This window comes from Pseudomonas azerbaijanoccidentalis, from assembly GCF_019145495.1.
In the GTDB taxonomy this organism is placed as follows: domain Bacteria; phylum Pseudomonadota; class Gammaproteobacteria; order Pseudomonadales; family Pseudomonadaceae; genus Aquipseudomonas; species Aquipseudomonas azerbaijanoccidentalis.
In genome coordinates, this window is record NZ_JAHSTU010000001.1 from 1,044,497 (window position 1) to 1,066,148 (window position 21,652).

Sequence of the window (21,652 nt, forward strand, 5' to 3'; positions counted from 1 at the left end):
GGTCGAGCGTCGATGAACATTCTTTACGATGAGCGCGTTGACGGTGTCTTGCCCGACGTCGACAAAAACGCGTTATTGCTGGCCCTGCAAGCGCAGATGCCCGAGCTGGAAATCCTGCATCAACAGGAGCAACTCAAACCCTACGAGTGCGACGGGCTTTCGGCTTACCGCACCACGCCGATGCTGGTGGTGCTGCCACGTGACATCGCGCAGGTTCAGGGGGTGTTGCGCCTGTGCCACGCGCGCCGGGTAGCGGTAGTGGCCCGGGGGGCCGGGACCGGTTTGTCCGGTGGTGCACTGCCACTGGAAAAAGGCGTGTTGCTGGTGATGGCGCGCTTCAACCAGATCCTCCACATCGACCCCGCCGCCCGCACCGCTCGGGTTCAGCCCGGGGTGCGCAACCTGGCGATCTCCCAGGCCGCCGCACCCTACGGTTTGTACTATGCACCCGACCCATCCTCGCAAATCGCCTGCTCCATTGGCGGTAACGTCGCGGAAAATGCCGGCGGCGTGCATTGCCTGAAATACGGGCTGACCGTGCATAACCTGCTCAAGGTCGACATCCTCACCGTCGAGGGCGAACACCTGATACTGGGCTCCGACGCCCTCGACTCCCCCGGCCTTGACCTGCTGGCCCTGTTCACCGGGTCCGAAGGCATGCTCGGGGTCATCACCGAAGTCACGGTCAAATTGCTGCCCAAGCCGCAGTCCGCCAAGGTCCTGCTGGCAGCGTTCGATTCCGTGGAAAAGGCTGGCCGCGCCGTCGGCGACATTATTGCGGCCGGGATCATTCCCGGTGGTCTGGAGATGATGGATAACCTGGCGATCCGCGCCGCCGAAGACTTCATTCACGCCGGGTATCCGGTGGAAGCCGAGGCCATTTTGCTGTGCGAACTCGACGGCGTTGAGGCTGACGTGCATGCCGACTGCGACCGCGTGCGCCAGGTACTGGAACAGGCCGGTGCCACCGAAGTGCGCCTGGCCAAGGACGAGGCCGAACGTGTGCGCTTCTGGGCCGGTCGCAAAAATGCGTTTCCGGCGGTCGGTCGCCTGTCACCGGACTATTACTGCATGGACGGCACCATCCCGCGCCGCGAATTGCCCGGCGTGCTCAAGGCCATCGCCGAACTCTCGGCCGAATACAGTTTGCGCGTCGCCAACGTGTTCCATGCTGGCGATGGCAACATGCACCCGTTGATCCTGTTCGATGCCAATCAGCCCGGCGAACTGGACCGCGCCGAAGCCTTGGGCGGCAAGATTCTGGAGTTGTGCGTGAAGGTCGGCGGCAGCATCACCGGTGAACACGGCGTCGGTCGCGAGAAGATCAATCAGATGTGCGCGCAATTCAACAGCGATGAGTTGACCCTGTTTCACGCGATCAAAGCCGCGTTCGACCCCAGCGGATTGCTTAACCCCGGCAAGAACATCCCGACGCTGCACCGCTGCGCCGAATTCGGCGCGATGCACGTGCATGCCGGGCAATTGCCCTTCCCTGACCTGGAGCGTTTCTGATGCACGGATCAGTCGATATGGACGACAGCGCGCTGCTGCTGGAACAAGTCAATCAGGCGTTGGAAAACGCCACGCCGCTGCGCATTCAGGGCGCCAACAGCAAAGCGTTTCTGGGGCGCATGACCGCCGGCGAAATACTCGACACCCGTTCACACCGGGGCATCGTCACTTATGACCCGACTGAGTTGGTGATCACCGTGCGCTGCGGTACGCCCTTGGCCGAACTCAAACAGGTGCTGGACGCTGCCCAGCAGATGCTGCCGTGTGAGCCGCCGGCCTTCGGCGATGACGCCACCGTCGGCGGCATGATTGCCTGTGGGCTTTCGGGGCCGCGTCGGCCGTGGTCCGGCTCGGTGCGCGATTTCGTCCTTGGCACACGGGTGATCACCGGGCATGGCAAGCATCTGCGCTTCGGTGGCGAAGTGATGAAGAACGTCGCCGGTTACGACCTGTCGCGGCTGATGGCCGGCAGTTACGGCACCTTGGGGCTGGTCACCGAAGTCTCGCTCAAGGTTCTGCCCAAACCTCGCCAGGCCTTGAGCATCAGCCTGGACATGAGCGCCGAACGCGCGCTGCTGCGCCTGGCCGAATGGGGCCAGCAACCGCTGCCGATCAGCGCCGCGTGCCATGACGGCGAGCGCTTGCACTTGCGGCTTGAGGGTGGTGAAGGCTCGGTGGCGGCCGCTCACGATCGTTTGGGCGGTGAGCTGCTTGAGGCCGCTTACTGGGCGGACCTCAATGAACAGCGCTTGAGTTTTTTCGACGAAGACCAGCCGCTGTGGCGGTTGTCCTTGCCCAACAATACCCCGCGCCTGTCACTGCCCGGCAAGCAGCTCATCGACTGGGGCGGCGCACAGCGTTGGCTCAAGTCTGACGCTGAAGCGTCGTTCATCCGCCAGGTTGTCGAAGAAGTCGGCGGCCACGTGACCTGCTACAGCCACGGTCTCACCGACAGTCCATTCCAGCCGCTGCCCGATGGGCTGATGCGCTTTCACCACAACCTCAAGCAGCAACTCGATCCCCGAGGCATTTTCAACCCTGGACGCCTGTACGCGGAGCTTTGAACCATGCAGACCACCCTGAGTGAAAGCGCCCGCCGACTGCCCCGTGCCGAAGAAGCCGACAGCATCCTGCGCACCTGTGTGCACTGCGGCTTCTGCAACGCCACCTGCCCGACCTATCAGTTGCTGGGCGATGAACTGGATGGCCCGCGTGGGCGCATTTATCTGATCAAACAAGTGCTCGAAGGCAACGAAGTCACGCAGAAAACCCAGCAACACCTGGACCGCTGCCTGTCGTGCCGCAATTGCGAAACCACCTGCCCGTCCGGGGTCGATTATCACAACCTGCTGGACATCGGCCGGGCCGTGGTCGATGCGGCAGTGCCGCGCCCGATCGGCCAGCGTCTGTTGCGCGAGGGGCTGCGCGCACTGGTGCCGCATCCGAACCTGTTCAAAACCCTGGTCAACAGTGGCCAGATGTTCCGCGCGCTGCTGCCCGGCACGCTGCAAAGTAAATTACCGCGCAGTAAACCGGTGGATAAAAAACGCCCCACCCCCCACCACGCCCGCCACGTGTTGATGCTCGAAGGGTGCGTGCAACCGGGGTTGTCACCCAATACCAACGTTGCTGCCGCGCGCGTGCTCGACCGGTTGGGCATCAGTGTCACGCCGGTCAGCGGCGCCGGTTGTTGCGGGGCCGTGGATTATCACCTCGACGCCCAGGCGGCCGGACTGGATCGCGCCCGGCACAACATCGACGCCTGGTGGCCCAGTATTGAAAACGGCGCCGAAGCCATCGTGCAAACCGCCAGCGGTTGCGGCGCCTTCATCAAGGACTACGGGCATTTGCTCGAGCGCGACCCGGCTTACGCCGAGAAGGCCAAAACGGTCAGTGCACTGGCCCGGGACCTGGTCGAAGTGCTGCGCGATGAGCCGCTGGAACAGCTCGGCATCCATAACGCCCGACGCGTGGCCTTCCATTGCCCTTGCACCTTGCAGCACGCGCAAAAACTCGGTGGTGCCGTCGAAGCGCTGCTGATGCGCCTGGGTTTCAACCTGACGACGGTGCCCGACGGGCATCTATGCTGTGGTTCGGCAGGCACCTATTCACTGACCCAGCCGGAACTGTCCCGACAACTGCGCGACAACAAGATGAACGCCCTGGAAAGCGGCTACCCCGAAGTCATTGTCACGGCCAATATCGGCTGCCAGTCACACCTCGACGGCGCGGGCCGGACACCGGTCCGGCACTGGATCGAACTGGTCGAAGCCGCCCTGTCCCAATAACGCCCCGGAGATTGCCCATGAACAGCAAAGCCATCCTGAGCCAGGCCGAAGTCAGCCGGATTCTCACTGCGGCGCGCACCGAAGCCCAGGCCAACCAGTGGCCGGTGACCATCGTGGTGGTCGATGACGGCGGTCATCCCCTGGCCCTCGAACGTCTCGACGGGGCTTCGCCGATCAGCGCGTACATCGCCACCGAAAAGGCCCGTACCTCGGCGCTCGGCCGGCGCGAATCCAAAGGTTATGAAGAAATGGTCAACGGTGGCCGTACGGCTTTCCTGTCGGCGCCGCTCCTGACTTCGCTGGAAGGTGGCGTACCAATCATCGTTGACGGCCAGGTGATCGGCGCGGTCGGTGTGTCCGGCGTCAAGGCCGAGCAGGATGCGCAGGTGGCGAAAGTCGGGGCGCAGTGTCTGTAGGAGCTGTCGCAGGCTGCGATCTGTTGATCTTGCTCCTGTCCTTGGCGCCTGAAAAAGATCGCAGCCTGCGGCAGCACCTACAATGACGATGCGCATGGCATCAGGATATTAGTCCGGTTTATGTGGGCGACCCGTTCCCCAAGGGGACCGTGTTCAATCAAGCCGCTAAAAGAGGAAGCACACCGATGACCCGCCTCACTGCGAAAGACTTTGCGCCAGAGTTGCTGGAACTCTACGACTACTACGCCCATGGCCTGATCAACCGGCGCGAGTTTCTCGACCGCGCCGCGCTGTTCACCCTGGGCGGCTTGACCGCCAGTGCGCTGCTCGCCTCCCTGAGCCCGAACTACGCCCTCGCCGAGCAAGTCGAGTTCACCGACCCGGACATCATCGCCGAATACATCACCTACCCGTCCCCCAAGGGCCACGGGCAAGTGCGCGGCTATCTGGTGCGCCCGGCGAAAGCCGCCGGCAAAGTGGCTGGCGTGGTGGTCGTGCATGAGAACCGTGGGCTCAACCCTTACATCGAAGACGTCGCCCGGCGCGTGGCCAAGGCCGGTTTCATCGCCCTCGCCCCGGATGGCCTGAGCTCGGTGGGCGGCTATCCGGGCAATGACGACAAGGGCCGTGCGCTTCAGGAAAAAGTCGACCCGGAAAAACTCATGAATGACTTTTTCGCCGCTGTTGAATGGATGATGAAACATGACGCCGGCAGCGGCAAAGTCGGTATCACCGGGTTCTGCTATGGCGGTGGGGTGACCAATGCGGCGGCGGTGGCTTACCCGGAACTGGGCGCGGCCGTGTCGTTTTACGGTCGTCAGCCCGAAGCCAAGGATGTGCCGCGCATCAAGGCGCCGGTGATGTTGCACTATGGAGAACTGGATACGCGGATCAATGAAGGCTGGCCGGCTTACGAGCAGGCGTTGAAGGCTGGCGGCAAAACCTATGAGGCGCACATCTACCCCGGCGCCAACCATGGCTTTCACAACGACTCCACCCCGCGCTATGACGAAGCGGCGGCGAAGCTGGCGTGGGATCGTACGATTGAATGGTTTCGCAAGTATCTGGTTTGAGCTGGTTCTGCAGCAGCTGGCGCAGCCAGCTGCTACAAAGTGGTTACTTCGGTTGTGCCACGGTGCGCAAATACGGTTTGTGGGTCTTGAACCCGTCCGGATACTTCTTCTTCGCGTCCTCATCGGACACCGACGTCGGAATGATCACGTCGTCACCCGGGCGCCAGTTCACCGGCGTGGCAACGGTGTGCTTGGCATTCAGTTGCAAGGAGTCGAGCAGCCGCAGCACTTCATCGAAGTTACGCCCGGCACTCATCGGGTAGATCAACATGGCCTTGACCTTCTTGTCCGGGCCGACGATGAACACCGAGCGCACGGTGGCGTTGTCTACGGCGGTGCGTTTGCCGCCGCTGGCATTGGGGTGAATCATGTCGTAGAGCTTGGCGACCACCAGATCGTCATCACCGATCATGGGATAGTTGACGGCGTGGCCCTGGGTTTCTTCGATGTCACCGAGCCACGCGTGGTGGTCGCTGACCGGGTCGATGCTCAGCCCGATGACTTTGGTATTGCGCTTGTCGAACTCCGGTTTCAGTCGCGCCACCTCGCCCAGCTCGGTGGTGCACACCGGGGTGAAATCCTTCGGGTGCGAGAACAGGATGGCCCATTTGTCGCCGATCCATTCATGAAAGCGAATAGTCCCTTCAGTACTGTCGGCGGTGAAATCCGGTGCCTCATCGCCAATGCGGATAGTCATGATCGATCTCCTTAAAGTGAGGGTCAGGAATGCTGTCAGTGCACTCGCAACAGCATTCGGGCAACTGAGTATAGGAGACGAATGATGACAGGCTGAAACCGCGTGCCACGGTCATGAAAACCGCCGATCAACCGCCGAGCGCGATGATCGCCGCGATCAGCGCCGCGCCGACAACAGCCATCGCAACCCCGCCCTGCCACGGCTTGGCGCCGGCATATCGCGCCAGGATCCAGCCGGCCAGGAACAACACCACCAGCCCGACCAGGTTGGACAAACGCACCGCCAGCCCCGTCTGTTCAAGCAGCAGGAATGGCACCACCAGCGGAAAGGTCGAGAGCACCACCAACAGGAAAACACCCAACGCGCCCTTGAAATCATCCAGCCCCAGAAACGGGTGCAGTGGCGTGGCCGGTGAAGCGACCAGTCGCTGGCGCAACACTTCCAGGCCTTCACTGCCGGCGGCCATGGCGATGCGCGGTGGCAACGCGTCGGCAATCAGCGCCTGACCGGTTTGGGCGTCAGCGTTCCCGCGTAACCCGGCGAACAATGTGCGATTGCGCGTGCGCTCAATCACCGTGCGCAACAGATACATCACCGCGTCTGCCAGTCCCCAGGCCAGGTTGCAGCCGAGCGCGGCAATCATCATCGTGCGTTCATCTTCCTGATTGGCGGTCGCCACGCTGATGGTGCCAGTGAACGTCATGGCCATGAGCAGGCCAAAAATCACCTCGGTGACCCGATCGACCGGATCGAGCACCCGTGTACGCAACTGTTCGCGGTTGTCTTGCATAGGCCCGGCCTTACGGCCCAAAGACGAGCCGTCTTGTTTATGGGAGATGTTGGGTGAGCTCACTCAGTGTAGTCAGGAACGCCGTCGTCGCTGACGGCGCGTACCCAGGCTTCAATCCACCAGGGCGATCAACTGATGCCGTTGCGCATCGGTGAGCATCGGGCCAAAGCCGGCGCCGGCGTTTTCCGCCATGTAGCGCGGGTTGCCGGTGCCGGGAATGACGCAGGTCACCGCCGAATGCGACAACAGGTACTTGAGCGCCAGCTGTGGCCAGCTCTTGACCCCGACTTGCGCGGCCCAACCGGGCAGCGGTTTGTCTTTCAACCGACCGAGCAGGCCCCCGCCACCGAATGGCCGGTTGCAGATCACCGCCACCCCGCGTTCGCGACACAGCGGCAGGATGCGTTTTTCGACCCCGCGATCATCCAGCGCATAGTTGATCTGCAGGAAGTCCAGTTGCTCGGCCTTGAGCACCGCTTCCACTTCTTCGTAGGCCGATGGCGTGTAATGGGTGATGCCGATGTATCGAATTCGCCCCTCTTCCTTCCACTTTCGCAGAGTCGGCAAATGGGTTTGCCAGTCCAGCAGGTTGTGGATCTGCATCAGGTCGATACGGTCGGTCTGCAGCAGCTTGAAGGACTCTTCCATCTGCGCGATGCCTTCTTCGCGGCCCCTAGTCCACACCTTGGTCGCCAGGAACGCAGGCGAGCGCGGCTCGTGGATCGACAGCAGCTCACCGGTGGTCTGTTCGGCGCGGCCGTACATCGGCGAGCTGTCGATCAGCGTCCCGCCCTTCTCGAACAGGGCATGCAGCACCGCAGGCAGTTGCTTGTAGGCCGGATCGTTCGGGGCTACATCAAAACCGCGATAGGTGCCCAGGCCGACGATGGGCAACGACTCGTTGCTGCTGGAAGGAATGACGCGGGTCTGCATGGTCTTGCCTCCTGTTCCCGTCGACGGCGGGGTTTGTGCGCCGGTCGGACCGAACGTGAAGACCGCCGAAACACCGGCAGCCAGCGTAAGTATTTCTCTACGGGTGTACCCCACAGGATGGCTCATAAATCGTCCCTCGCCCGCCAATCAGGTTTCGACTTGTTGCGCCTGACGCCGCGCCAGCCACAGACATAATCCGCCCCACAACCCGGCGAACGGCACAATCACCAGCGCCACCAGGCCGAATCCCGCACCCAGCGCGGTCAAACCGGCGGACAGCCAGCCACTGGCGGCATCGCCACCGCGATAGACCAAGGTCTCGATCACGTTCTTGGCCTTGTACTTTTCCTCGCGGCTGACCACCGTCCACAGCACTTCCCGCGCTGGCCGAACAATGGCGAATTCCACCGCGCGGCGCAGCCCCTGGGCCAGCGCCACGGTGGTCGGCACCGGGGCCAGCGCCATGGCGGCGAAGGCGACGATGGTCGCCAGCGGCATGGCGATCAGGGCTCCGCCGATGCCGACAAAACGGATCAAAGGCGCCGTCAGCAGCAGTTGCAGCGTCAGGGTCAGTGCCGACACGATCAGATCGACCACAGCGAAGAATTGCGTCCGGCTGCCTGTATCAGCGTAGCTGCCAGCGACGATCCGTCCCTGCTCGAAATACAACAAGGTGGCGGCGCTGGTGTGCAGCAGCATGAACAGCACCAGCCCCAACAGGTACGGAGAGCGCAGGATCAGGGTGATCCCGGCGAGGATGCCGCCGCCCATGCGCCGTTCGTCGAGTAATAACTGGCCGGACTGCGACTGGGTGCGCGTCAGCAGCGCTCGATAACAACGCACGGCGATTTCCAGCAGCAGCGCCGCCGCGACGGTCAATGCCACCGGACCCAGCCGCGTGGCCATGGTTGCCGCCAGCAACGGCCCGATAAAAGTGCCGAGGGTGCCACCGGCCGCGATGCAGCCGAACAGTCGCCGCCCCTGCTCACTGGAAAAGCGGTCGACCAGCACACTCCAGAAAATCGAGACAATGAACAGGTTGTAGATACTGATCCAGACAAAGAACACCCGTCCGACCATCACCGGCGCCACGTGGTTAGCAATCAACAGGCCGAAGACCAGCATCGACGCGGCGATCACGCGGTAGATCAGCGGCACGAAACGCGTGGCCGGCAGACGTGACGCCAGCGCACCGAACACCGGCACCATCAGCAGCATCACCACGAACGTGGCGGTGAACAACCACTGCAACTTATCGGCACCGCCCTCAAGCCCCAGCGCATCGCGCAACGGTCGCACCAGGTAATAGCTGGCGAGCACGCAGAAGTGAAAAGCAAAACCCAGAGCCAGGGCCGCTCTTTCCGAAGGCAATACATTGAGCCACTTGAGACCGATCGGCATCGGTGCCCTCCTTCACCGCCAGCTACACTCTGACAGCACCCCGGAGCCGTCAATGCCGCCCACTAACGTTAGACGAATGTCCCGAACCCTGGTGTTACTCGTCGTCATCCTCGCTGCGGTCTACCTGACGCTCTGCGCGGCGCTGTTCGTTTTTCAGCGTGCGCTGATTTATTACCCACAACCCGCGGGCTCAAGCGAAGCGTTGCTCACATTAACGGTCGATGATGCCCAGGTGATGGTTTCCGTTCGTGCGCATAACGGTCCCAAGGCGCTGATTTATTTTGGGGGCAATGCCGAGGACGTCTCACGCAGCCTGCCGGATTTCGCCAAGGCCTTCCCCGACCATGCGCTGTTCTTCATGCATTACCGAGGCTATGGCGGCAGCAGCGGTTCACCGTCCGAGGAAGCGATTGCCCGCGATGCCATGGCGTTGTTCGACAAGGTCTACGCTGAGCATCCGCAGATCGTCGTGGTCGGCCGCAGCCTGGGTTCGGGGGTCGCGGTGCGCCTGGCCAGTGCGCGTCCGGCCAGCAGGCTGTTATTGATCACGCCTTACAACAGCCTCGAAGAACTCGCCGCCCGGCAGTTCCGCTGGTTTCCGGTGCAGTGGTTGTTGCAGGACAAGTTCGAATCCTGGCGCTACGCCTCGCACATCACGGTGCCGACACGGCTGATCGCTGCCGAACACGACGAAGTTATTCCGGGTGCCAGCACGCAGCGGCTCTACCGCCATTTCGCCCAAGGCGTGGCATCGATGCAGGTCATCAAGAGCACGGGGCACAATTCGATCAGCGACAGCCCTGAATACTTCAAGGCGTTGGGAGATGGGTTGTAGCGACAAAAAAAGTCCGGGCAAGCGCGACCACGCTTCCCGGACCAAAGGACTACACGCAATCAGAATCTCGGTTTAACCGCTTTCCACTCCGGCTTGTAACGCTGCATCTGCTTCACGTCATCGCGCTGGCGAATGCCGCACGTCAGGTATTGGTCATGCAGTTTGCCCAATTGATCGTGATCCAGTTCCAGGCCCAGGCCCGGTGCCCGGGTGATCTTCACGCAGCCATCGACGATCGGCAGCTTGCCGCCCTTGATCACCTCTTCGTCCGGTTCCTGCCATGGGTAGTGGGTGTCGCAGGCGTAATCGAGGTTTGGCACCGAGGCGGCGACATGGGCCATGGCCATCAGGCTGATGCCCAAGTGTGAGTTTGAATGCATCGACACGCCAAGGCCAAAGGTCTGGCACATTTTCGCCAGCGCCTGGGTGTCGCGCAGGCCGCCCCAGTAATGGTGGTCGGCGAGCACGATCTGCACGCTGTTCTGCGCCACGCTGCGGCGGAACTCGTCGAAGTCGGTGACCACCATGTTGGTCGCCAGCGGCAGCCCGGTGCGTTTGTGCAACTCGGCCATGCCTTCGAGGCCCGGCGTCGGGTCTTCGTAATACTGCAAGTCGTCACCCAGCAGTTCAGCCATGCGAATCGAGGTTTCCAGCGACCAGTTGCCGTTCGGATCGATGCGCAGCGGGTAGCCGGGGAAGGCTTTTTTCAGCGCCTTGATGCACGACACTTCATGCTCCGGCGGCAAGGTGCCGGCCTTGAGCTTGATGCTCTTGAAACCGTAGGCCTCGATCATTCGCCGTGCCTGGGCGACGATCTGCTCCTCGTTCAACGCCTCGCCCCAACTGTCCGGCTTGTAAGGTGAATCGACGTGCTGGGCGTACTTGAAGAACAGGTAAGCGCTGAACGGAATCTCGTCGCGTATCGCCCCGCCCAGTAAGTCCACCAACGGCACGTTCAACGAGTGCGCCTGCAAATCGAGGAACGCCACTTCGAACGCCGAGTAAGCGTTGCTCACCGCTTTGCTCGCGTGGGAGCCGGGGGCCAGTTCCGCCCCGGCCAGGCTCGCCGGTTTGTTCGCCGCCACCGTCGCCTGAACGATAGCGCGCAGTTGATTGAGGTTGAACGGGTCGAGACCGATCAGCTGGCTTTGCAGTTGTTGCTGGATCGCCAGTGCCGGGGCGTCGCCATAACTCTCACCCAGGCCGATATAGCCATTGTCGCTTTCAACTTCGATGATCGAGCGCAGCGCGAAGGGTTCGTGAATGCCGCTGGCGTTGAGCAATGGCGGATCACGGAAGGCAATGGGGGTGACGGTGACGCGTTTGATTTTCAAGAGGCTGCTCCCGTTGGATCAGATTTGAGGGCTTGATGACTGACTGGCTTTTTTGCACGGGTGCCTTCTGGCAAGGCGCCGGCCAATGCACGAAGGCTGTCGCCACGAGGGGCGGTGCGGGCGAAGAAGATCACCACCGCGGCCACCAGCGATGTCGCGGCCAGACCGTACAGGCCACCTTCGATGGAGCCGGTGGTCTGCTCCAGGAAACCGAACGCGGTGGGCGCGACGAACCCGCCGAGGTTGCCGATGGAGTTGATCAAGGCGATCACCGCCGCGGCGATCCGTGCATCCAGATAGCCTTGCGGGATCGGCCAGAACAACGCCGAGGCAGCCTTGAAACCGATGGCGGCAAAACAGATGGCGACGAAGGCAAACACCGGCCCGCCGGTGGTGGACATGAACATGCCGAAGGACGCGATCACCAGGGTCACCGCGACCCATGCCTGCTGGTACTTCCACTTGCTGGCCATGGCGGCAAAGCCGTACATCGCGACAATCGAGATGATCCACGGTATCGAATTGAACAGGCCGACCTGGAAATCACCGAGGTTGCCCATTTTCTTGATCATGCTCGGCAGCCAGAACGTGGCGCCGTAAATAGTCAGGGCGATGGAAAAATAGATGAAGCAGCACAGTGCGATTTGTTTGTCTGCCAGCAACTTGAACATCGACGGCTTGACGGTTTGCGTGGCTTCGCGAGCCTGTTGTTCCAGTGCGATGGCAGTGGTCAGCGCCGTCTTTTCTTCATCGCTCAGCCACTTCGCTTCACGGGGATGAGACTGCAACCAGAACCAGACAAAACCACAGAGCACGATCGACGCAAAGCCTTCAATCAGGAACATCCACTGCCAGCCGTGCAGGCTCAAGCCGTTGATGTGCAGCAACGCGCCGGACACCGGGCCGGAGATCACCGAGGCGATGGCCGAGCCGCTGAGGAAAATCGCCATGGCCTTGCCACGTTCGGTCGATGGCAGCCACTGGGTGAAGTAGTAAATGATGCCCGGGAAAAAGCCCGCTTCGGCAGCGCCGAGGATGAAACGCAATACATAGAAGCTGGTTTCACCGCGCACGAAGGCCATGGCCATGGCAGCCGCGCCCCAGGTAAACATGATTCGGGTGAGCCAGGCCCGTGCGCCGTAGCGTTGCAGCAGCATGTTGGACGGCACTTCGAAGATCGCGTAACCGACGAAGAACAGCCCGGCACCCAGGCCATAAGCGGCAGCGCCGATGCCCAAGTCGGTTTCCATGTGGCTACGGACGAAACCGATGTTGACCCTGTCGATGTAGTTGACGATGAACATCACCACGAACAGCGGCAGCACATGGCGTTTCACTTTCGCCGCGGCGCGGGCCAGCACATTCGGGTCGGGTGGACTCTGCAGGGTTTTCAAGGGGCGACTCCCGATCATTTGTTTTTATAGGGATTGCTTGAGGCGTGGGCCGATCATGGACGCCGACATTGATCCCGTCTAATCTAACTTGGCATTCGATTGATACCTGGATTAGATCAATGTTCGAACTGACCCAACTGCGCTGCTTCACCACCGTCGCCACTGAACTGAATTTCCGCCGCGCCGCTGAACGGCTGAACATGACTCAGCCACCGCTCAGTCGGCAGATTCAATTGCTCGAACATCACCTCGGCGTCGAGCTGTTCACCCGCAGCACCCGCAGCGTTGCCCTCACCGCTGCCGGCCGCGCATTCTTCATCGAAGCGCAGAACTTGCTGGAACGCGCCCAACAAGCCGCCGTCACCGCCCGGCGATTTGCCGAGGGCGACATTGGTTCGGTCAATATCAGTTTCGTCGGCAGCGCGGTGTACGAGTTTCTGCCCAAAGTCATTGCCGAAGCGCGGCTGACGCAGCCCCACGTCAAGATCGACTTGTCGGAGATGAACACCTACCAGCAGCACGAAGCCCTGCGCGCCCGCCGCATTGATCTGGGCATCGCTCGCGCGCCCTTGCTGGAGCCTGGCTATGCCACCGAATGCCTGGTGCGCGAACCGTTTGTGTTAGCGGTGCCCAGCACCCATGCCCTGGCCACTGCTGCCAGCGTGTCGGTCCAGGACCTCGATGCCCAACCGTTTTTGATGTATTCCCACGCGGCCTACCCGCCGTTCAACGAATTGCTCACCGGCATGCTGCGCTCGGCCCGCGTGGCACCGGACTACGTGCAATGGCTGGGTTCGTCGCTGACCATTCTCGCGCTGGTCAACGCCGCCATGGGCCTGGCGCTGGTGCCGCGCTGCGCGACCAGTGTGGTGTTCAAGAACGTGGTGTTTCGCGATATCGATCTGGGCGAAGGGGTGCAGAGCGAGTTGCATCTGATCTGGCGCGAGAACAACGACAACCCGGCGTTTGCCATGTTGCTGGAAGGGATTCGGCGGGCGGTGCGTGAGGGTTGGGGCGCGTATCGGGGGGCAGAAAATACTGCCCCGGACGGTGCTAGCGAAACGCCGGGGCAAGAAGGTGACTCAGAGGTACTCAACGTTCCCGTCGACGCTGATCGCTTGCCCGGTGACGTTCACCGCCGCACGTGACGACAGAAACAATGCCATGGCGGCGACATCTTCCATGGTCACCATCCGGCGCAATGAGATTTTCTCCAGATACTGCTCGCGCATCGATTCGAAGCTGATGTCCAGCGCTTGGGCTCGCGCATCGATAACCCGGTCCATGCGCTCCCCCGCCACCACACCCGGCAGGATCGCGTTGACCCGGATATTGTGCGGCCCCAGTTCATTGGCCAGTGACTTCATCAACCCGACGATGGCCCATTTGGTCGAAGCATAAGGCGTGCGGAACGGATAGCCCAATCGCCCAGCCACCGACGACATGGCAATGATGTGCGGGTTTTGCCCGGACTGCTTCAGGTACGGCACCGCTTTGCTCAGGAAGTAGTATTGGCTGTTGAGGTTGGTGGAAATCGTCTGCTCCCACGCGTCCGCATCCAGCTCTTCGATATTGCCGGTAGGCCCTGCGATGCCGGCGTTGTTGACCAGGATGTCGAGGCCGCCCAGCAGGGAAATCGCCTCATCCATGATGCGGTCGACGTGCTGCTTGATACCGACATCCACCACGCCGCCCTGCATACCGGGGTATTCGAGTTTCATGCGGTCAACGGCGCTGGCGTTGATGTCGCAGATATAGACCTGCGCACCGACTTCATGAAACGCCTTGGCGATGACGGCGCCGATGCCCGCAGCGCCCCCGGTAATGATCACTTTGAGCCCGGTTGGCGGGGTCAGTAAATCAACAATCTTCATAACGTTTTCCTCTTATTCAGTCACCGGCTGCGCCACCCGCGGAGTCGGCTCGGCATCGATCGCCTTGGCCAGCAACGGCACCAGCAACAGGCCCAGAATCGCGGCGCCCACAATCACGTAGAAACCCGATGAGCTCAAACCGGTAGCCTTTTCCGCCAGGCCGAACAGGTAAGGTCCGCCGAAGCCGCCGAGCAAACCGATGGTGTTTATGAACGCCAATCCCGCAGCGGCCTGAATACCCTGCAAACGCTTCATGGCGATGGCCCAGTAGATCGGCAGAACCCCACCGGCGAAGAAGGCCGTGGCGGTGAACAGCGCAATGCGCGCAGACGCATCATCGATCAGCGTGAAGGCCACGGAGCTGGCGATCAGGCCGCAGGTGAACAGCGCCAGGCAATAGCAGTCCCGGGCGATTTTGCGGTGAATGCGCGGCAACACCAAGACCCCGGCGAGAAAACCGATACCGACGCTGCTGGACAGCAAGCCAACGGTCAGCGGCGAGGTGATCTGCATCTGCTGGATGATCGACGGCGTGAAGAACACCAGCCCCACGAATGCGACCTGATTGAGGAAGTAGATCAGGCCGATCAGGATGGTCGTCGGGCGTTTCAGCGCCTTGACCCAGTGGCCCGAGTACTCATGGGAATTGGCATGCCCCGGCAGCAGCGCGTGGGCTTCCAGCGAATCGGCCTCGGCCTTGGTCAACCAGCGGGCATCACGCGGGCGCTCCGGCAGTTTGAACCACAGGATCACCCCGACAATGATGCTCGGCAGACCTTCAAGCAAAAACATCCATTGCCAACCGTGCAACCCGCCGATGCCGTCCATCTTCATCAACGCCCCACCGATGGGGTTGCCGATGACCAGCGCCAGCGCCGGTGCAATGTAGATCCAGCCGATGGCGATGGCGCGGTCCTTTGGCGCAAACCACAGCGTGACCATGTACATCAATGCAGGAAACAGCCCGGCCTCGGCAATGCCCAACAGCACCCGCAGCAGATAGAAGGACCATTCGCCCTGGACGAACATCATGGCCGACGACAAGGTGCCCCAGGTCACGGCGATCCGCGCGATCCAGCGCCGCGGCCCGATGCGGTGGGCCAGCAGGTTGCTGGGCACCTCCAGCAACGCATAGCCCAGAAAGAAAATCCCCGCGCCCAGCCCATAGGCCGCGGCGCTGATGCCCAGGTCGGCGTTCAACGCCGCTTTGGCCAGCGCAACGTTGGTGCGGTCCAGGTAAGACATGAAGTAGATGGCGCACATCAAGGGTATGAGTCGCGCCATGGCACGCCGGGTGGCGAGCCAATGGGTCTCAGCGGTACTGAGCATGATCGTCATGGTGAAACCTCTTTTTGTTATTTTTTTGGGTTCTGGCAGAACACTTACAGATGAACGTTGTGCTTGCCCTTCAGGCCGAGCATCTGCCGGGCTTCGTCGGGCGTGGCGATTTCATAGGACAGCTCTTCGAGGATGTGGCGGATCTTGCGCACCTGCTCGGCGTTAGTCTTGGCCTTGACGCCTTTGGCGAGGTAGATGCTGTCTTCCAGGCCGACACGCACGTTGCCGCCCATGATCGCGCCCATGGTCACGAACGACAGCTGATGCCGGCCCGCGCCCAGGATGGAAAATTCATAGTTCTGACGACCGAACAAGCGGTCGGCGGTGGCACGCATGATCGTCAGGTTTTCCGGATCGGCGCCGAGGCCACCGAGGATGCCGAAGCACGACTGGATGAACAGCGGCGGTTTGACCAGGCCTTGTTCGACGAAATAAGCCAGGTTGTAGAGATGGCCGACGTCGTAGCATTCAAACTCGAAGCGGGTGCCGTACTCGCCCAGTTCCAGCATGATTGCCTTGATGTCCTTGAAGGTGTTCTTGAACACCACGTCTTCCATGCCTTCGATGTGATCCTTTTCCCAATCATGGCGCCAGCTGGAAATTTTACCGGCGATCGGGTGGATCGAAAAGTTCATCGAGCCCATGTTCAGCGAGCACAATTCCGGCTTGGCGATCAGCGGGTACGCAAGTCGCTGGGCCAGGGTCATGCGCGTGCTGCCACCGGTGGTGATGTTGATGATCGCATCGGTGGCCCGGGCGATAGCAGGCACGAACTGGCTGAACACTGCCGGGTCCGGCGTTGGCCGGCCGTCCAGAGGATCGCGTGCATGCAGGTGCAGGATCGCAGCGCCGGCCTCGGCTGCTTCAATGGATTGCTGCTCGATGTCGGCCGGTGTCAGCGGCAGGTATTCGGACATCGAAGGCGTGTGCGTCGCACCTGTGATCGCGCAGGAAATGATGACTTTGCGGCTCGGCTGACTCATGGCGGTGACCTGTATTGTTATTGGGCTTTGCAGGGGCGATGAAGACGTGTTGAATTCGCAGCTGCTGCTTGTGGGACCCAGCTTATTGAATTTTCGGCGCGTCGGTAAGATCATTACCGGACAGCAATGAATCTCTAAGGGACAACGACTGGAGTCTCCAATGCCACCGAAAATGCCGTTGTTCAATGAGCGTATCTACGCCCCCTACAAGATCGCCGCGCTGGTGGAAGTGCTCAGCGAACAGGGCATCGCGCCCGCCGACAGTTTGAAAGGCAGCGGCGTAGAAGAAGACAAGATCTACGACGCCACGGCGCTGACCTCGGTGCGCCAATACGCGACGGTGTGCGGCAATGCGCTGTCGCTGTCCAGCGACCCGGCCACGCCATTCAAGACCGGCTCGCGCCTGCACCTGTCGGCTTATGGCATGTACGGCTATGCGTTGATGTCGTGCCTTTCACTGCGCGACTACTTCCGGCTGGGCGTGAAGTACCACTCGCTGGCCACTCCCACGCTGACCATCGAATGGCAGGAGTACGCGGACGAAGCCGTGTGGACGTTCCCGGATGCATCCGACCCGAGCCCTTCGCGGGAGATCAAACAGTTTTTGATCGAGCAGCAATACACCCAGCACGTCACCCATCTGCAGGATGTTTTCGGCAAAAGCTGCCCGCCAACCAAAGCCTGTTTTTCTTACCCCGCCCCGGCCCATGCAGCGCTCTACGAGCAGTACCTGGGCTGCCCGTGCATTTTCGATCACGAGCAATGCGAGCTGCACTACGACAGCTCGATCCTCGATCAAAAACCGCACCTCGCCCATCGCCTGACCGCGACGGTGCTGCAAGAGACCTGCGACCGGTTGATCGGCCAGGCCAAGGTGTCGTCGGGAATTTCCGGGGAGGTGTACCAGATGATGATGCAGACGCCCGGCGAGTTTCCGAGCATGGAACGCGTGGCGGAGAAGCTGCACATGACCACGCGCAGCCTGCGCCGAAAGCTTCAGGAAGAAGACACTTCCTTCGTGGCCATTACCGATGACGTACGTTGCTCGCTCGCCATGGAGTACCTGAAGACAACCATCATGAGCACCGACGACATCGCCCTGCTGCTGGGCTTTTCGGAGCCTACGAATTTCCGCCGAGCGTTCAAGCGCTGGACCGGCAAAACCACGAAAGAGTATCGCCAGGGCTAAATGCACCCCCTGTAGGAGCGAGCCTGCTCGCGCCTACAGGGAAATGCGCCAGTTTAGAAAATCGACAGCGGATAACTGACGATCAACCGGTTTTCGTTGAAGTCGGCAAGGCTGAAGTCACGCTTGATCACCGAGTTGCGCCAACGCAACGACAGGTTCTTCAACGCACCGCTTTGCAGGACATAAGTCAGCTCGGACTCGCGCCCCCATTCCTTGCCATCGGTCACACCGCCGGAGTGCACATTGGCGCCGCTGATGTAGCGGTTCATCAGGGTCAGGCCCGGCACACCCAGGGCGACAAAATCAAAGTCGTGGCGCAGTTGCCAGGAGCGTTCGTCGGCAAAATCGTAACTGTTGCTGAAGCTGTCGTTGGCCAGCGTCGCCCCGCTCGTGCCGTTCAGGCGCATCCAGTTGTCTCCGTCGACCTTTTGCAGCCCGAGATAAAAGGTGCTGCCCTGATACTTCGCGGACAACAACGCCGAATACGTTTTGTTATCCAGTTCACCGGCAAGTTTTTTGCCATCGTCCTCGCCGCTGAAGAATCCCAGGTTCGCCCCTAACACCCAATCCCCCGCTTTCTGGCTATGGGTGAAGTTGAAATAGCGTTGGTGGTAAATATCTTCCAGTTGCGCATACCACGCGCCCACTTGGCTTTGACTGTTGTTGAACGCGTATTCCACGCCGGAAAAGTTGAAACGATCAGAGGTCACGCCCGGGCGATTGAACATCGACATGCGTTCCATGCTCGCGTCATTGCGTGGGCTGTTGCCGCGAAACTGACCACCGTAGAACGTGAAATCATCCAGGTCTTTTGAAGTGAGTTGCGCGCCGCGAAACGTTTGTGGCAACGAGCGGCCGTCATCGGAGCGAATCACCGGCAACGCAACGACCCACTCACCGATCTTCGCCTGGGTTTTGGCAAAGCGCACTTTCGCCGCCACGGCCAGGCGCCCGAAATCGTCCGCTGGCCGGCCATCATCATGGACGGGCAGCAATTGGGTGTTGGTCGTGCCTTTACCGCCATCGAGCTTTTGCGAGTACAGCCCCAACGCATCCAGACCAAAACCGACGGTGCCCGAGGTAAATCCGGACCGGGCGTCGAGGATCACACTTTGCGTCCATTCTTCGGCCTTGGCTTGCGGGTAAGCGCTCTCGGTAAAGTTGCGGTTGATGTAGTAGTTTCGCAAGTTGGCGTTGACGTGGGCATCTTCAAAAATGCCTTCCGCAACAGCGGGCAGGCACGTGAGTGAACCACTCAATGCAAGCAGCGTTAACGACGTCGAAACAGCGGTTGAAGGGTTCAGGGCGCAATATCGCATGGGGACTCTCTTTTATTTTTATTGGGAGTAATTAATTGCCCCGGTGGTTTTTCAGGCATGACTCCGCTCTGGCCGGGCGTCTTTTACCGACGCAGCCAAAACCTTCACCGAGTGTTTTTCACGGGCCGATACTAGCGGCATTTCGGCGCAATCATAAGATCAATACCAGACAGCATCAGATCTTTAGCGGACATCCATCCTGCAACCCCTCACACGTTCGTCGGACGACTGCAGGCGCCATTCGAATTCCCCGCCCCGCGCTTGAACCTAATTTCACAAGCCCAGTCTTAGATCGGCGTTCAACCTTCCTCCCTATCGTTGTCATCTCTTCAGAGCTGTCCGCACCATGCGCCAAACCGCCTTCGCCTTGCGTTTCACGTCGCTGTGTCTGCTTACTTATCTACCCTTGCTCGCCTCCCCCGCCCACGCCGGCGCGGAGCGACAACTGGTGGACGCCATCAACGATTACCGTGCCCATCCGCAAGACTGCGGGCGTCGTCCGGCCCAGCGTTTGACGCCACTGACCCTGAAGTCGAACCTGGCATTACCGGTGGGTTACGGCGGCGGTTTGCGCGATCGCTTGAAGGCGTCCGGTTACCAGGCGGTGACCGTGCGATCCATCCGGGTCGTCGGAGCGCAGGATGCCGAAGAGGCTTTTGAACTGTTGCAGGATGACCACTGCACCGCCCTGCTCGATAACCAATACGCCGACATTGGCGTCAGTCGCAGTCGTGGTGAATGGCAAGTGGTACTGGCGCGTCCGGTACTGGACAACCAAATGGGCGACCCGCGCTCCGTCAGCAAGGCATTGCTCGCGCAGGTGAACGCCGCCCGGGCCAAGCCGCGAATGTGCGGTCGCCAGCGCTTCGCCGCCGCACGCCCGTTGGCCTGGAATGCCAGCCTCGGCGCAGCCGCGCAAGGACACAGTAAAGCGATGGCCTACGGCAACTACTTCGCCCACCGCGATCCCGATGGCGACACCCCCGCCGACCGAGCGCGCGCCGCCGGGTACCGTGGCCGGCAGATCGGCGAAAACATCGCCGCCGGCCAAGGCTCACCCAACAAGGCCATGGCCGGTTGGCTGGCCAGCCCCGGGCACTGCGCCAACCTGATGAACCCGATGTTCACCCAGGTGGGTGCCGGTTATGCGACCGAGGCACGCAGTGATGAAGGGGTTTACTGGACGATGCTGTTTGGGGCGCAGTGATCGGTATCGCAGTTACTTGACCAGCCTGATTTCCTTGGACGGCCGATAGCCGAAATAGGCGCTGTAGCACTTGCTGAAGTGGCTGGGCGAGACAAAACCACAGGCCACCGAAACTTCCACAATGGTCAACGTGGTGTGTTGCAGCAGTCGACGCGCCTCGGTGATTCGCAAGTCCATGTAGTAACGCTGAGGCGTGGTGCCCAATTGCTCCTTGAACAAGCGCTCGATCTGACGACGGGACCGGCCGGCATAAAGACACAGCGCCTCCATCTCCAACGGCTCTTCGAGGTTGGCATCCATCAGGTTGACCACCTCGCGCAGCGGCCCACAGACCGATACGTTAAGCGTGGGTTTAATACGTCGATACCGCGAAGCCTCAAACGCCAGAATGTCTTCGATGCCGTCAGTCAGCGACTTGTCGTGCAAGCCCTTGATCCACTCCAGTGCCATGTAAAACGCACCGTTCGGGCTCGACGCCGTCAGACGATCACGATCGACCACGAAGGCTTCACTGGTGACCTGGGCCAGCTTGGCAATTTCTGCCAACGCGGGACGATGCTCCGGGTGAACGGCACAGCGATAGCCGTCCAGCAAACCGGCTCGCCCGAGAAACCAGGCGCCGTTCCATATCCCCGCGAGCTTGACGCCTGATTCGGCTGCCGCGTGTAAAAGTCCGACCAGCGCATCATCGGCCTTGAGAGCAGTACGGTAGCCGCCACAGATGACCAATAAATCCAGTGCTTGAATTTCGGTTTGGGCAAGACAGGCATCCGGTCGGATGACCAATCCCAAATCGCTGACGACTTCGCCTTCGGTCAAACCGAAGGTCTTGGTGGAAAAGAGCTCCGGCCGCAGCAAATTGGCGGTGACAATCGTATCAAGTGCCTGAGTAAACGCCGGCAATGAAAAATGCTCCAGCAGCAGAAAACCTGCCGTGGCCTGGATTGATTGGCCTTCATGCTCATTGAGGTAGCGAAGGTTTTTACCCTTCATGGCACCGCTGAACTGACGTCGTTCTACCAACGCTCGCCTCGCTTCGTCGTGCTGACGAACCTGTGATTTAGCGCCC

General features: G+C 60.9%; 19 protein-coding genes and 1 pseudogene. 9 read left to right on the plus strand and 11 right to left on the minus strand.

Annotated elements, in window-relative coordinates:
• The first annotated feature begins 12 nt into the window (after positions 1-12).
• From glcD to yghX, 5 genes are all read left to right on the plus strand, one after another.
• A complete protein-coding gene (gene glcD / locus KVG88_RS04375; RefSeq protein WP_217870440.1) occupies positions 13-1,512 on the plus strand; it encodes a glycolate oxidase subunit GlcD in 1,500 nt (499 codons plus the stop codon).
• Positions 1,512-2,576, plus strand: coding sequence for a glycolate oxidase subunit GlcE (gene glcE / locus KVG88_RS04380; protein WP_217870441.1), 1,065 nt, complete (start codon positions 1,512-1,514; stop codon positions 2,574-2,576). The genes glcD and glcE overlap by 1 nt, the downstream gene beginning before the upstream one ends.
• 3 nt (positions 2,577-2,579) lie before the next feature.
• Complete coding sequence (glcF, locus tag KVG88_RS04385) at positions 2,580-3,800, plus strand: glycolate oxidase subunit GlcF (RefSeq protein ID WP_217870442.1); 1,221 nt, start codon at positions 2,580-2,582, stop codon at positions 3,798-3,800.
• 17 nt (positions 3,801-3,817) lie between these two features.
• Entirely contained in the window at positions 3,818-4,216 is a 399-nt protein-coding gene (locus KVG88_RS04390) for a heme-binding protein (RefSeq protein ID WP_150702536.1), read from the plus strand.
• A 185-nt stretch (positions 4,217-4,401) separates the two neighbouring features.
• Positions 4,402-5,289: a YghX family hydrolase gene (yghX, locus tag KVG88_RS04395; protein ID WP_217870443.1), complete on the plus strand. Its 888-nt coding sequence runs from the start codon at positions 4,402-4,404 to the stop codon at positions 5,287-5,289.
• 43 nt (positions 5,290-5,332) lie between these two features.
• Here the strand turns inward: yghX and KVG88_RS04400 are convergent, their stop codons facing one another.
• The 4 genes from KVG88_RS04400 to KVG88_RS04415 form a co-directional block, all read right to left on the minus strand.
• Entirely contained in the window at positions 5,333-5,986 is a 654-nt protein-coding gene (locus KVG88_RS04400; RefSeq protein WP_217870444.1) for a peroxiredoxin, read from the minus strand.
• 127 nt (positions 5,987-6,113) lie between these two features.
• Positions 6,114-6,776 (minus strand): VIT1/CCC1 transporter family protein, encoded by a 663-nt coding sequence (locus tag KVG88_RS04405; protein WP_150702533.1) that lies wholly within the window; start codon positions 6,774-6,776, stop codon positions 6,114-6,116.
• 111 nt (positions 6,777-6,887) lie between these two features.
• Positions 6,888-7,835, minus strand: a complete 948-nt coding sequence (locus KVG88_RS04410; RefSeq protein WP_217870445.1) for an aldo/keto reductase — start codon at positions 7,833-7,835, stop codon at positions 6,888-6,890.
• Between the two features lie 21 nt (positions 7,836-7,856).
• On the minus strand, positions 7,857-9,110 hold the full coding sequence (locus KVG88_RS04415) for an NTP/NDP exchange transporter (protein WP_217870446.1): 1,254 nt from the start codon (positions 9,108-9,110) through the stop codon (positions 7,857-7,859).
• Positions 9,111-9,162: 52 nt separating this feature from the next.
• Here KVG88_RS04415 and KVG88_RS04420 point away from each other — a divergent pair, with 52 nt between their 5' ends.
• On the plus strand, positions 9,163-9,945 hold the full coding sequence (locus KVG88_RS04420; RefSeq protein WP_217870447.1) for an alpha/beta hydrolase: 783 nt from the start codon (positions 9,163-9,165) through the stop codon (positions 9,943-9,945).
• 59 nt (positions 9,946-10,004) lie between these two features.
• Here the strand turns inward: KVG88_RS04420 and KVG88_RS04425 are convergent, their stop codons facing one another.
• On the minus strand, positions 10,005-11,279 hold the full coding sequence (locus KVG88_RS04425; protein WP_217870448.1) for a glucarate dehydratase family protein: 1,275 nt from the start codon (positions 11,277-11,279) through the stop codon (positions 10,005-10,007).
• A complete protein-coding gene (locus KVG88_RS04430; RefSeq protein WP_217870449.1) occupies positions 11,276-12,673 on the minus strand; it encodes an MFS transporter in 1,398 nt (465 codons plus the stop codon). The genes KVG88_RS04425 and KVG88_RS04430 overlap by 4 nt, the downstream gene beginning before the upstream one ends.
• A 119-nt stretch (positions 12,674-12,792) precedes the next feature.
• On the opposite strand from KVG88_RS04430, the pseudogene KVG88_RS04435 reads away from it, so the two are divergent.
• Positions 12,793-13,689, plus strand: a pseudogene (locus KVG88_RS04435) (LysR family transcriptional regulator); the annotation flags it as partial.
• A 66-nt stretch (positions 13,690-13,755) separates the two neighbouring features.
• Here KVG88_RS04435 and KVG88_RS04440 read toward each other — a convergent pair.
• From KVG88_RS04440 to kce, 3 genes are read right to left on the minus strand one after another with little or no spacing between them, the layout of a single operon-like run.
• Positions 13,756-14,547, minus strand: a complete 792-nt coding sequence (locus KVG88_RS04440; RefSeq protein WP_150702527.1) for an SDR family oxidoreductase — start codon at positions 14,545-14,547, stop codon at positions 13,756-13,758.
• 12 nt (positions 14,548-14,559) lie between these two features.
• On the minus strand, positions 14,560-15,885 hold the full coding sequence (locus KVG88_RS04445) for an MFS transporter (RefSeq protein ID WP_150702526.1): 1,326 nt from the start codon (positions 15,883-15,885) through the stop codon (positions 14,560-14,562).
• Between the two features lie 44 nt (positions 15,886-15,929).
• Positions 15,930-16,868, minus strand: coding sequence for a 3,5-dioxohexanoate:acetyl-CoA acetone transferase (gene kce, locus KVG88_RS04450; RefSeq protein WP_217870450.1), 939 nt, complete (start codon positions 16,866-16,868; stop codon positions 15,930-15,932).
• Between the two features lie 160 nt (positions 16,869-17,028).
• On the opposite strand from kce, the gene KVG88_RS04455 reads away from it, so the two are divergent.
• Positions 17,029-18,057 (plus strand): AraC family transcriptional regulator, encoded by a 1,029-nt coding sequence (locus KVG88_RS04455; protein ID WP_150702524.1) that lies wholly within the window; start codon positions 17,029-17,031, stop codon positions 18,055-18,057.
• A 53-nt stretch (positions 18,058-18,110) separates the two neighbouring features.
• On the opposite strand, the gene KVG88_RS04460 is transcribed toward KVG88_RS04455, so the two are convergent.
• A complete protein-coding gene (locus KVG88_RS04460) occupies positions 18,111-19,376 on the minus strand; it encodes an OprD family porin (RefSeq protein WP_217870451.1) in 1,266 nt (421 codons plus the stop codon).
• Positions 19,377-19,722: 346 nt separating this feature from the next.
• Here KVG88_RS04460 and KVG88_RS04465 point away from each other — a divergent pair, with 346 nt between their 5' ends.
• On the plus strand, positions 19,723-20,583 hold the full coding sequence (locus tag KVG88_RS04465) for a CAP domain-containing protein (protein WP_217870452.1): 861 nt from the start codon (positions 19,723-19,725) through the stop codon (positions 20,581-20,583).
• A 12-nt stretch (positions 20,584-20,595) separates the two neighbouring features.
• Here the strand turns inward: KVG88_RS04465 and KVG88_RS04470 are convergent, their stop codons facing one another.
• Positions 20,596-21,576 (minus strand): GlxA family transcriptional regulator, encoded by a 981-nt coding sequence (locus KVG88_RS04470; RefSeq protein WP_150702568.1) that lies wholly within the window; start codon positions 21,574-21,576, stop codon positions 20,596-20,598.
• Positions 21,577-21,652 lie beyond the last annotated feature (76 nt).